A 12,488-nucleotide genomic window follows, 5' to 3' on the forward strand; every position below is an offset into this window, starting at 1 on the left:
CATGGCCTTGATCCGCAGCCGTTATTCTCGATGGCCGGCCATCGAACGAGCGTTCCCATGCTGCAGGTGCAAGGTGTCTTCAAAAGCTACACGACCCCCCAGGGCCCATTGGCGGTGTTGGCCGGGGTCGACCTCCATCTGGCGGCGCGCAGTAGCTTGGCCTTGATGGGCGAGTCGGGCAGCGGCAAGAGCACGCTCATGCACCTGGTGGCGGGGCTCGACCGGGTGGATGACGGCAGCATCCAGGTCGGCGAGCGGCGTCTCGACCGCATGAGCGAAGCGCAACTGGCCCACTGGCGGCGTACCGAGATCGGCCTGGTGTTCCAGCAGTTCAATCTGATCGGCAGCTTGCGCGTCGACGACAACCTGGCCTTCCAGGCGCGGCTGGCGGGGCGCTTCGATGCCCGATGGCAGGCGCAACTGGTGGAACGCCTGGGTCTTGGGGACTTGCTCAAGCGTTACCCGGAACAACTTTCCGGCGGCCAGCAGCAACGGGTGGCGGTGGGGCGCGCGCTGGCCTCGCGCCCAGGCTTGCTGCTGGCCGACGAGCCCACCGGCAACCTCGACGAAGCCACCAGCGACGAGGTGCTGCAATTGATGCTGGACCTGTTGCGCGACACCCCCACAAGCCTGTTGATGGTTACCCACAGCCCACGCATCGCCGCGCGTCTGGACCGCCAGGTGGTGCTGCATCGCGGTCGCGTGCTGCCTGCGGACGCGCGCTGAGATGGCGGTGTTTATGTGGACACTGCGCGCGCTGCTCAGTCATTGGCGGCGGCACCCCGTGCAGTTTTTCAGCGTGCTCACTGGGCTGTGGCTCGCCACCGCGCTGTTGACCGGGGTGCAGGCGCTCAACAGCCAGGCGCGTGACAGCTATGCGCGCGCCAGCCAATTGATCGGCGGCGAACCCCAGGCCAGCCTCAGTGCGCCGGACGGTGCCGGTTTCCCCCAGGCGCTGTTCGCCCAGTTGCGCCGTGCCGGGTGGCCGGTGTCGCCGGTGGTCCAGGGGCGGCTGCAACTCCAGGGGCATGAGGATGTGCGCCTGCAATTGATGGGCATCGACCCGGTGTCGTTGCCCGGCAGCGGCGCGGTGGCCGGGCAACGCTTGAGCCAGGCGCAAATGCTCGCCTTCTTTGCGCCGCCGGGGCGTACCTGGATCGCCCCGCAGACCTTGCAGGCCCTGGGGCTGCACGCAGGCGAGCAACCGCTGACGCTGAGTGGGCAGCGCCTGCCGCCCTTGCAGGTGCAGGCCGACATGGCGCCCGGCCTGCTGCTCACCGACATCGGCTTCGCCCAGCCGCTGTTGGCGATGCCCGGCCAACTGTCGCGCCTGCTGGTGGACAAGGCCTTCGCCGCCAGCCATCCCACGCCGCCGGCCGCACTGCAACTCAAGCTGGGTGAGGACAACAACCTCGCACGCCTGACCGAGAGCTTTCACCTGAACCTCGACGCGCTGGGCTTTTTGTCCTTTGTGGTGGGCTTGTTCATCGTGCACGCCGCCATCGGCCTGGCCCTGGAGCAACGGCGCGGGCTGCTGCGTACCTTGCGTGCCTGCGGGGTCAGTGCGCGGATGTTGATCCTCGGCCTGGGTGTCGAACTGGGGGTGTTGTCGGTGCTGGGCGGCGTGCTGGGCGTCGCCAGCGGTTACCTGCTGGCCAGCCTGCTGCTGCCGGATGTGGCCGCCAGCCTGCGCGGCCTGTATGGCACCGAGGTGTCGGGGCAATTGAACCTGAGCCCGTGGTGGTGGCTGGCGGGGCTGGGCTTGAGCCTGCTCGGTGCGTTGCTGGCCGGCGCCGGCAGCCTGTGGCGGGCGGCACGTTTGCCGTTGCTGGCACTGGCCAACGCCCAGGCCTGGCAGGAGGCCCATGGACGCTGGTTGCGGCGCCAGGGCTGGGTCGCGGCCACGGCGTTGCTGATCGCACTACTGGCGCTGTGGCAGGGCGACAGTCTGGCCGCCGGCTTTGTGCTGATGGCCGCGTTGCTGCTCGGCGCCGCCCTCGGTTTGCCGGTGCTGCTCAACGGCCTGTTGACGATGGTGCTGGGGCGCAGTCGTTCGGTGCTGGGTCAATGGTTTCTCGCCGACTGCCGCCAGCAACTGCCGGCCCTGAGCCTGGCCCTGATGGCGCTGCTATTGGCCCTGGCCGCCAATATCGGCGCGGGCTCGATGACCTCGGGCTTTCGTCACACCTTCTCGAACTGGCTGGAACAGCGGCTGACCGCCGAGCTGTACCTCAACCCGCAAACCCCGGCCCAGGCGCAACAACTCAATACCTGGCTGATGCAACAACCGTTGGTGCAGACGGTGCTGCCCACCTGGCAGGTCGCCGTGCAGTTGCAGGGCTGGCCGGCGGATCTGTTTGGCGTGGTCGACGACCCGACCTATCGCCAGCACTGGCCGTTGCTCGACGCCGCCAGCACGCCGTGGGACCGCTTGCAGCAAGACGACACGCTGATGCTCAGTGAGCAACTGGCGCGGCGGCTGGCGGTGCAGCTCGGCGATACGGTGAGCATTCCCACGCCGCAAGGGCAGTGGACCCCCACGGTGGTGGGTATCTACGCCGATTACGGCAACCCCAAGGGCCACATCCTGGTCAACGCCGCGCACCTGCTGGCCCATTGGCCGACGCTGACGCCGGCGCGCTTCAACCTGCGGGTGTCGCCGGAGAAGGTCGCGCCGCTGGTGCATGAGGTGCAGCGCGCGTTTGCCCTGGACGACAGCCGTATCGTCGATCAGCAGCAGCTCAAAGGCTGGTCGAGCCAAGTGTTCGAACGCACCTTCGCCGCGACCGCCGCCCTCAACAGCCTGACCCTGGGAGTGGCCGGCGTGGCGCTGTTCATCAGCCTGCTGACCCAGAGCCAAAGCCGCCTGGGCCAACTCGCACCGCTGTGGGCATTGGGGGTGACGCGCCGCCAATTGATGCTGCTGAACCTGGGCCAGACCTGGTTGCTGGCGGTGCTCACCTTGATCCTGGCGTTGCCGCTGGGCCTGCTGTTGGCGTGGTGCCTGGACGCGGTGATCAATGTGCAGGCCTTTGGCTGGCGCCTGCCGTTGCAGATATTCCCCTGGCAGTTGGCGCAATTGCTCGGCCTGGCGCTGCTGGCCACGCTCCTGGCCTCGGCCTGGCCGTTGTGGCAGTTGTATCGCAGCCGTCCGGCCGACCTGTTGAGGACATTTGCCCATGAAGCGTAAGGCGCTGCTGTGCGCGGTTTTGGTGTTATTGAGCGCGTGCGATGCGCCCCCCGCGCCGCCGGAAAGCTTCGCTGGCCTTGGCAGTGACGCGGCGGATTTTGCCCAGGTGGTGCCCGGAAAAGTCTTCAGCTTCCCCGAGGACCACGGCCCCCACGCGGGCTTTCGCATCGAGTGGTGGTATGTCACCGCCAACCTCAAGGATGCCCAGGGCAATGCGTTCGGCGTGCAATGGACGCTGTTTCGCAACGCCCTCAAGGCCGGGCCGAGCCAGGCGGGCTGGCAAGACTCGACGATCTGGCTCGGCCACGCCGCCGTCACCTCCGCCACCCACCATTACGCCGCCGAACGTTACGCCCGTGGCGGCGTCGGCCAGGCCGGGGCCCAGGCGGCGCCCTTCGACGCCTGGATCGACGACTGGCGTTTCTCCACCCGCCCCGGCGCCGTGAGCCCCCTGGCGGATCTGCAACTCAAGGCCAGCGCCGCGCAATTCGCCTACGACCTGCACTTGACCTCCAGCCGCCCGCTGGTGCTGCAGGGCGAGAACGGCTACAGCCGTAAATCCGACCAGGGCCAGGCGTCGTACTACTACAGCCAGCCCTTTTTCAGCGCCGAAGGCAGCCTCAGCATCGACGGCAAAACCTACCAGGTCAGCGGCCCCGCCTGGCTCGACCGCGAATGGAGCAGCCAACCCTTGAGCGCCAGCCAGACCGGCTGGGACTGGTTCTCCCTGCACCTGGACCGTGGCGAGCAGTTGATGCTGTTCCGGGTACGGCAAACCGACGGCAGGTCCTACCTGACCGGCACCTGGATCGACCGCGAGGGCCATACCCAGACCCTGCACAACGCCGATATCCAACTGGCGCCCGTACGCACCACGGCCATCGATGGACGCAGCATTCCCACCCGCTGGTCGCTGAAAATTCCCGGCAAACAGCTGGATATCACCACCGAAGCGGTTAACCCGAACGCCTGGATGAACCTGAGCATTCCGTACTGGGAAGGGCCGGTGCGGTTCGAGGGCGGGGTGGGGTACCTGGAGATGACTGGTTATTAGGCGAGGAAATTTCCTACAAAAAATACTGGACATCCATACAGTTAATGACTAGATTCCATCTCAGGTGACCGGATGTCATCTGACCTTCAGTTTTTAACTATGGATGGATAAAAAATGAAATCGAAAAAAGCTTTTATGCTGGGCGCGGCCATGGCGGCCACCTGCTTCGTTTCGGCCTTTGCCCTGGCCGAGCAATACCCTTCGCAACCCCTCCCCAAACTCAGTGCCCAGGCGCTCAAGCAAGCGGTTGAGAAAGCGCTGAAGCCCGGGGGGACGCTTGAATCCAAGCCCATCTCCGCGCAATTGCAGCAAAAGCTCAAGGCAGCCATGGCGACGAAAGCCGCCGGCCAGTCCAAGGCGGTTGCCGGCAAGGCGGCGAAAGTCACCACGGTGGCCACCGTTGACAGCGAAGTGAAGAAACCCGATCAGGACACGCTCAAAACGGCGGTCGCCGAGTTTGTACCGCTGTTTCCGACGCTGGACGTCAACACCCTGTACACCATCAGCGACGTGCAAACCGGCCAGGCGTTTCCCTACCACTTCAATCTGCCGCAGAGCGCGCGGGTACTGGTGCAACTGATCGACCAGAGTGCCGGCGCCGATATGTCCCTGAGCCTGTTTCGCGATGATGGCCAGGGCAACCCGCAGTTGATCGACACCTCCGACAACCCCGGCAACGCCGACGAGTACCTCGGCGGTGTGCTGCCGGCGGGGGATTACTACTGGTACATGGTGGCCAACACGGCCGACAACGCGCAGTTCAGTTTTGGCGTGGCGGTGGACACCAACATCGATGCCTATGAACCCAATGACACGCCCCAGGCCTCGTTTGTACTGCCCGATGCCCTGAACCGAGTGACGGGCAATATCGACAACCCCAACGATGTCGACTACTTCGCGTTCCAGGCCACCCGTGGCCAGAACGTGGCGATGTCCTTGAGCGACGATAAAAAGGGTGTGCGCGACCAGTGGATCTTCGAGCGCCTGGAGGGCAATAACTGGGTCGTGGTGCCGGCCGGTACCAGCCTGACCACCTCGGGCGTGGCGCCGGGTTATGTCGCCCAGGTGCGGGTCCGGGCCAACCCGGCCGTGGTCCAGGACCCCACGGCGCAGTACCGGCTCACCCTGGGGTCGGCGCCGCGCTTGAATACCTTCGATGTGAAGGGCGACAACATCGTGCGCGTGCCGTATTCGGTGTTTTCCCTGGCGACCCAGACCGCGCGGACGTTGAACTGGTCGACCCAGTGGTCCGACTCCACGGGGGCACCACTGTTGGGCGTGACGCCGATCCTGCGTGTCGACAAGCGCTTTGACGGCGCCGAGTTCCACTGGACCGATTTCAAGGCCACCACCAACAGTGCGGGTGCGTCCCTGGCCAGCGCCGGCCTGGGTGAGTGCTTTGGCGAGTACCGCGTGGTGATCCCGGACAGCAGCACCGGCGTGGCGTACAACTGGGACACCACCTTCAACTTCGGCGGCTGGCGTATCGAGCTGGACGAGTTCCCCGGCGTCGGGGTAGGGGGCGATAACGTGCCGTATGTGAGCCTGGGGCATATCTGCACCCAGGACATCAAACACTGATAGACCGTTGTAAATGAAGGGGGGCAGCCTGAGGGGGCTGCCCTTTTTTCATTCCTCCGGCGCCAGTGCCAAGGCCAGCGGCAAGCGCGCCATGCTCGTGTTCTTCAACGAACCCAGGTACAACCAGTCGCCATATTCCCGGGCGGTGGTGATCGGCGAGTAATTGCCCGCGCTGCCGTCCTGCAGGTTGGCGATGACCTTGCCCTCGGTGTCGAGCCCCAGCACAAAGCCTTTGCGCTCGATGGGCTTGGGCACCACCATCAGCGCGCGCACCATCATCTTGCGCAGCAGCGGGTAGCCGGCAACGCTGTCGAGCAACGGGTTGCGCGGTGAGTACAGCGCCACCCAGAAGCGGTCCTGGCCGTTGAAGCTGAGGTTGTCCGGCAGGCCCGGCAGGTTGTCGATAAACAGGTCATGGCTGCCGGCGCGCTCGCCCTTGAGCCAATAGCGGCTGATGCGATAGGCGCCGGTTTCATTGACCAGCACGTAGCGTTCATCCGGGCCCAGGGCCACACCGTTGGCGAATTGCAGCTGGTCCAGCAACACCTCGGTGTTGCCGGTGCTGAAGTCATAGCGCAACAGCCGCCCATCGCCGCCATGTTCGATCACCGCCTCGCCATCCTGGCCGTAACCCCAACGGCTCGAGGCATCGCTGAAATACGCATAACGACCACTGGCGTCCACGGCCACGTCGTCGGTAAAGCCAAAGGGCACGCCATTGGCGCTGGTGCTCAAAGTGCTCAGCTGGCGATTGGCATCCAGCGCCAGCAGGCCCTTGATCCCATCGGCAATGATCAAGCGCCCATCCGGGTGCAGCGCCAGGCCCAGCGGCCGGCCACCGGTATTGGCCAGCACTTCCAGGCTGCGACTGTCGGGCGAGGTGCGGATGATGCGCCCGTCATGCAGCCCGCTGATCAGCAAGCCCTGGGCATCCAGCACCAAGGCCTCGGGCCCGGCGATGTCCTGGGCGCCGATTCTCTGCACGCCCTTGAGGCGCTGGTTTTGCGCGTAGGGGCCGTCTTTCATCGACGGCGCCTTGGGCGGCGTCCAGTTCACCGGTTGCACCGGGGTGGGCATCAGCAGCAGAAACGCGATCACCGCCAGCAGCAGGACAAACAACAGATGACGCAGTTTTTTCGGACGGGTACTCATGACGATTCCTGGTTGTCGGAGGGGCCCGGCTCTCGTTGCGGGGCCGGACATGACAGCGCGCCCCTGCATCCGCTGCATAGGGTGAGTCCAAGTCGGTGGCTCGGCGCTTTTTTGTTGGAGAGTGAGCTTAGTTGGTGCTTGAAATTGTGCGAGTTTTTGCGCCAACGCGATTCAAGGGGGGCTTGCTCGCGAGTGCGAGGGCGCCTCAAATCATCGGGTCCCAGCGTTGCGACCAGTCGCTCTCGGCTTCGACCACGCCGCGCAGCAACGCCAGCGCCTGTTGCAGCACCGCCGAATCCCGCGCCCGCGAGTACACCAGGAACGTCGGGAAGCTGAACTCCGGGGCTTTGGGCACGCGTTGCATCACGCCGCTGTCCAGATAGCTTTGCACCACCCGCGTGCGGAAATACCCGGCGCCGCCATTCTCGAGGATGTACTGCAACGCCAGCGGCCCGAGGTTGAAACTCAACGCGGCGCGCGCCCGCTCGGGCAGGGCGGCGTCATGCTGCTGGCGAAAGCCCGGGCCCCAGTCGATGTAGACGTACGGGGCCGGTTTGCTCGCCAACTGCACCAGGATCAGTTTTTCTTCCAGCACCTGTTCCACCTGCAACCCCGGCCAGTACTGCGGCTGGAACACCAGCGCGGCGTCGAGCACGCCCAGTTCCAGTTGGCGTAGCAGGTATTCGCCATCACGGATCTCGGTGCGCAGGGCATGGCCGGGGATGTGCTCGCGCAGGGCTTGGGCCCAGCCGAGCATCAGCGGGTTGCACAGGCTGACCTCGCCGCCGATATGCAGCACGTTGCGATAGCCGTCCGGCAATGGCAGGTCGCGGCGCGCGGCTTCCCAGGTCTGTAGCAACTGGTTGGCGTACACCACGAAGGCCTCGCCGTCGGCGGTCAGCCGCGCACCGGCACGGTTGCGCACGAACAACGTACTGCCCAACTGACTTTCGAGGTTCTTGACCCGCGCGGTGATGGCGGTCTGGGTGACGTGGAGTTTCTCGGCGGCGGCGGCCAGGCTGCCGCAGCGGGTGATTTCGAGGAAGGTGCGTGCCAGTTCGATGTCCATGAAGCCCCCCGGGAGATGAGTGAGGGGCATTGTAGAGGCCGGGGATTGGAATGCGCTGAAAAAATGTGGGAGAGGGTTGGTGGGAGGGGGCTTGCTCCCGATAGCGGTGTGTCAGTCGAGATAAAGGTTGAATGTGCTGGCCTTATCGGGAGCAAGCCCCCTCCCACATGGGGTTTGAGTGTTTTTATGAGTAGGCGGCAACAGGTCGTAAACAACGCTATTCCCAATCACCGGAATCCAGGCAGCGGGTGGACGGCGGTGGCGGCCGGCGATAGATCAGAAAGTCGCCCACCCACTGGTTCACGCAGCCGCCGGCGCCCGGTTTGGCCGGTTCCTTGAGGCGTAGTTGATCCACCAGCGGCGCGGTCGGTTCACCGGGGGGCGTGTTGACCAGTATCAGGCGCGCGACGCGTTCGGGATGCAGCGTGGCGTAGCGGTTGCCCACCCGTGTGGCGTCGGCGTTGCCCAGATAGTGCAGCTGGGTGTCGCCCAGTTGAGCGCGCACGAACTCGATATCCTTTGCCGCCTGTTCGATGGCGGGGGCTGACTGGAGGTCGCGGGGGCTGAGTTCGATGAGGTCGTAGCGGTCGAGCAGCGTGCGATACGCCGGTGTCGCGTAGGCGCCCCAGCGGCTGGCCAGGTGAATGACGAAGGTGCCGCTGTGGTGCGTTTTCGAGGTGTCGCCGGCCTGGGCGAAGACCACGCCCTGGCGGCTCAGCGGTTCGCGGGCGCCGACGCGGGTCAGGTGCAGGCGCAGGCTGCCTTGGCGCGGTGCGGCATGGTTGCGGGGCACGGTGACGATGCCGCACTGGGTGCGCTCCAGCACCTCGGGGTCCAGGCGTTCAACGCTGGGGAGGGGGCAGTCCAGCAGCCAGTCGATGGCGCCGGGCCTGATCAGCGGCTCGGCGTGGCCGAGGCTTGCGAACAGCCAGAGACAGGCACAGGCGAGGTGCTTTGAAGCAGTCATCAGGAGGTCCCGGGCAGCCGTGTGAGGGCGGCTTTTTTACCAAGGACCCAGGGGGGAAGAATGTAGGTGTAAAAGACGGCTCGTGTACGAAACCGGAGTTTTGTTTATCAGATGTCGGTTTTCCAGCCGCCGCCCAAGGCCTTGTACAAGGCGATGCTGGCTTGCAGGCGCGACAGCCGCAGTTGCACGTTCAAATCCTGGGCCGTGTACAGGGTGCGCTGGGTTTCCAGCACGGTGAGCAGGTCTTCGGCCCCGGCCTGGTAACGGCTTTGTGCGATCTGGAAGGCCGTTTGCGCCTGTTGCAGTTCCTCGTGTTGCCATTGGCGCTGCTGGTCGAGGCGGGTAATGCTGCTGAGGGCTTTTTCCACATCGGCAAAGCCGTTGACGATCGCGCCGCGATAGGTCTGTAGCAGTTCGTCCTGGCGGGCGCGGGCTTTGTCGCGCTCGGCGCTCAGGCGGCCGTTGTTGAAGATCGGCCCGACCAGCCCCGCGGTCAACGTGTAGTAAGGGCTGCGCAGGACTTCCACGGCCTTGTAGGCGTCCGAGCCCAGGGTTGCGCCCAGGGTGATCGTCGGCAGCATCGCGGCCCGCGCCACGCTGACGTCCGCTTGCGCCGCCGCCAGTTGCGCCTCGGCCTTGGCGATGTCGGGCCGGCGGCTGAGCAACTGGCTGGGCAGGCCGGCACCGATGCTCGGCCAGGTCAGCGCCTGGAATGGTTCGCTGCCCAGGTCCAGAGCCTGCACCGGTTGGCCGAGGAGGGCGGCGAGGGTGATCCGTGAGTCTTCGGCCAGTTGCTGGATCAGCGGCAGTTGGCGTTGCTGGCTGGCGACGAGGCTTTTCTGCTGGGCCAGTTCCAGGGCGGTGGCGGAACCGGCATCATAGCGGGTCTGCACCAACTCCAGCACGTTGCGCGCATTGGCCAGGTTCAGTTCGGCGATCTGCCCGCGCTCGCGGGCCGCCAGGGTTTGTGCGTAACGGTCGGCGACGTTGCCAAGCAAGGTCAGCTCCACCGTGGCCTGGTCGAAGGCGCTGGCGCGCAGGCTGTGCAGGGCGCTGTCGCGGGCGGCAGCGCGGCCGCCCCAGAAGTCCACTTCATAGCTGGCGGCCAGGTTGACGCCGTAGTTGTCGACCACCTTGTCGCTTTGCGACGCATCCAGGCTCGGCCCGCCCTTGCCGCGCAACAGTTGCTGGCGACTGGTGTCGAGGTTGAGCTTGACCTCGGGCAGCAGCGGTGCGCCGGCGATCACCGCGCTGGCCTGGGCCTGGTGCACCCGGGCCATGGCGGCGGCGACGTCGAAGCTGTCGCGCCGGGCCTGATCGATCAGGCGGTTGAGCTGCGGGCTGCCGAAGTGGGTCCACCAGCGCGCAGTGGTGGCCTGGGCCGCGTCACGCTCGGCGAATTGCCAGGCGGCGGGCGGCGCGATGCCGCTGTCGACGGGGGACGTGTAGCTGGCGCAGGCATTGAGCAACAGGCACAGGCTGAGCAGGCACGGGGATCGTTTATTCACGGGACAACGCCTTAACCGGATCGAGCCGGGCAGCTTTACGGGCCGGCATAAAGCCGAATACGACGCCGGTGACCAGTGCGCAGGCAAATGCGCCAAGCACCGCCACCAGGGAAAACTGCACGGCCACCTTGGCCAGCACCAGCACGCCGCCCACCAGCAGCGCCAGGGCGACGCCGCACAGGCCACCGACCACCGAAAGCATCACCGCCTCGGTGAGAAACTGGCGCAGGATGTCGCGCTGGCGTGCGCCGGTGGCCATGCGGATGCCGATTTCGCGCGTCCGCTCGCGCACGGTCATCAGCATGATATTCATCACACCGATACCGCCCACCAACAGGGAAATCGCGGCAATCGAGCCGAGCATCAGCGACAGGGTGTTCTGGGTGTGCGCCTCGGCCTGGATCATCGCGGCGTTATTGGTCAGCTCATAGTCGCGCTTGCCGTTGTGCAGTTTCTGCATGAGCTGGTCGATGGCCACCTCGGTCGCGCGGACCTTGCGCGCATCGGCGGCAGCGATCACCACGTACTCGGGGTTGTAGCTGCCGAACAGGCGCACGCTGGCGGCGGTGTAGGGAATGGCGATGCGGTTGTCGCTGTCCTTGTTGCCGGAGCTGGCGCCTTTTTCCGCGAGCACGCCGATCACCTGGAACGGCACGTTTTCGATGAGGATGTACTGGCCGATCGGATTGACCCGGCCCTGGAACAGTTTTTCCCGCACGCGATGGCCGATCACGGCGACGGTGGCTGCGGCGCGTTCGTCGGCGGCGGTGAAGTAGCTGCCCTCGACCACCGGCCAGTTGAAGATGTCCGGGAAATTGGTGTCATTGCCGCCCACATACGCCATGTAGTCGACGTTGCCGAAGCGCACCCCGGCTTCGCTGCCGTTGACCGGCATGATGCGTTTGACCTGGGGCAACGCCGCCAGCGCCGCGACGTCATCGAGGCTGACGATGCCCAGCGGCGTGCGCGGGTTGGGCGATGAACCGCTCAGGTACAGGATGTTGGAGCCGAACGCGCCCATCTGCGCCATGACCTGGCGCTTGCTGCCTTCGCCCACCGCCAGCATCACCACCACCGACGCTACGCCGATGATGATCCCCAGCAGGGTCAGCGCAGTGCGGAAGCGGTTGATCCACATCACCCGCCAGGCCGCCTGCACCGCGTCCAGCAGTTCGGCTTTCCACGCGCCGTTGTGTTCGGCGCCGTCGGCCAGGCGCTGGCGCAGGTCCACGGCCTGCAACGCGTTTTGGCCGGGCGGAGCGGGGACGTGGGTGTCGCTTTGGGCCGAGTCGCTGATGATCAGGCCATCGCGAATCTCGATGATGCGATTGGCCCGCGCTGCGACTTCGCGGTCGTGGGTAATCAGGATGACCACGTGGCCCTGGCTGGCCAGTTCGTCCAGCAGCGTCATCACTTCGGCGCCGCTGTGGCTGTCGAGGGCGCCGGTGGGTTCGTCGGCGAGGATGATATGGCCGCCGTTCATCAACGCACGGGCAATCGACACGCGCTGCTGCTGGCCGCCGGACAACTGGTGCGGGCGGTTGCCGGTGCGTTCGGCCAGGCCCAGGCGCGCGAGCAGGGCATGGGCACGGGCGTGGCGTTCGGCGGCGCTGATGCCGGCATAAATCGCCGGCATTTCGACGTTTTCCTGGGCCGACCCCGAGGCAATCAAGTGATAGCCCTGGAACACGAAGCCGAACGCTTCGCGCCGCAGCCAGGCCAGTTCGTCGCTGCCCAGGTGCGCGACGTTTTCCCCGGCGAACAGGTACTCGCCCTGCGTGGGGCGGTCGAGGCAGCCGAGGATATTCATCAACGTGGACTTGCCCGAGCCGGACGCGCCGACGATCGCCACGAATTCCCCGGCGTGGATCGCCAGGTCGATGCCGCGCAATACGTCGACCTGCGGGCTGTCGCCGCCGCCGTAGGACTTGCGGATGTTTTTGAGTTCGATCAGGGGCGTCGTCACC

General features: G+C 65.7%; 9 protein-coding genes. 4 read left to right on the forward strand and 5 right to left on the reverse strand.

All coding sequences use genetic code 11. The features are described from left to right. Positions 1 to 57 precede the first annotated feature (57 nt). From BLR63_RS04075 to BLR63_RS04090, 4 genes are all read left to right on the forward strand, one after another. Positions 58 to 726 carry an ABC transporter ATP-binding protein gene (locus tag BLR63_RS04075; protein WP_010565736.1) on the forward strand — a complete coding sequence of 223 codons (669 nt, stop codon included), beginning with the start codon at positions 58 to 60 and terminating at the stop codon, positions 724 to 726. 1 nt (position 727) lies between these two features. Further along, positions 728 to 3,190 carry an ABC transporter permease gene (locus tag BLR63_RS04080; RefSeq protein WP_010565735.1) on the forward strand — a complete coding sequence of 821 codons (2,463 nt, stop codon included), beginning with the start codon at positions 728 to 730 and terminating at the stop codon, positions 3,188 to 3,190. Next, on the forward strand, positions 3,180 to 4,244 hold the full coding sequence (locus tag BLR63_RS04085) for a lipocalin-like domain-containing protein (protein WP_010565734.1): 1,065 nt from the start codon (positions 3,180 to 3,182) through the stop codon (positions 4,242 to 4,244). The genes BLR63_RS04080 and BLR63_RS04085 overlap by 11 nt, the downstream gene beginning before the upstream one ends. Positions 4,245 to 4,358: 114 nt before the next feature. After that, a complete protein-coding gene (locus BLR63_RS04090) occupies positions 4,359 to 5,825 on the forward strand; it encodes an ATP synthase subunit B family protein (protein WP_010565733.1) in 1,467 nt (488 codons plus the stop codon). 48 nt (positions 5,826 to 5,873) lie between these two features. Here the strand turns inward: BLR63_RS04090 and BLR63_RS04095 are convergent, their stop codons facing one another. The 5 genes from BLR63_RS04095 to BLR63_RS04115 form a co-directional block, all read right to left on the reverse strand. After that, positions 5,874 to 6,977, reverse strand: a complete 1,104-nt coding sequence (locus BLR63_RS04095; RefSeq protein WP_010565732.1) for an SMP-30/gluconolactonase/LRE family protein — start codon at positions 6,975 to 6,977, stop codon at positions 5,874 to 5,876. Positions 6,978 to 7,182: 205 nt separating this feature from the next. Then, a complete protein-coding gene (locus tag BLR63_RS04100; RefSeq protein ID WP_010565731.1) occupies positions 7,183 to 8,046 on the reverse strand; it encodes a LysR family transcriptional regulator in 864 nt (287 codons plus the stop codon). A gap of 217 nt (positions 8,047 to 8,263) precedes the next feature. Further along, positions 8,264 to 9,013, reverse strand: a complete 750-nt coding sequence (locus tag BLR63_RS04105) for an alpha/beta fold hydrolase (RefSeq protein ID WP_010565730.1) — start codon at positions 9,011 to 9,013, stop codon at positions 8,264 to 8,266. 107 nt (positions 9,014 to 9,120) lie between these two features. Further along, on the reverse strand, positions 9,121 to 10,521 hold the full coding sequence (locus BLR63_RS04110; protein ID WP_010565729.1) for an efflux transporter outer membrane subunit: 1,401 nt from the start codon (positions 10,519 to 10,521) through the stop codon (positions 9,121 to 9,123). Further along, positions 10,514 to 12,487 carry a MacB family efflux pump subunit gene (locus tag BLR63_RS04115; RefSeq protein ID WP_010565728.1) on the reverse strand — a complete coding sequence of 658 codons (1,974 nt, stop codon included), beginning with the start codon at positions 12,485 to 12,487 and terminating at the stop codon, positions 10,514 to 10,516. The genes BLR63_RS04110 and BLR63_RS04115 overlap by 8 nt, the downstream gene beginning before the upstream one ends. Position 12,488 lies beyond the last annotated feature (1 nt).

The sequence above is a fragment of the Pseudomonas extremaustralis genome, assembly GCF_900102035.1.
Lineage (GTDB): Bacteria > Pseudomonadota > Gammaproteobacteria > Pseudomonadales > Pseudomonadaceae > Aquipseudomonas > Aquipseudomonas extremaustralis.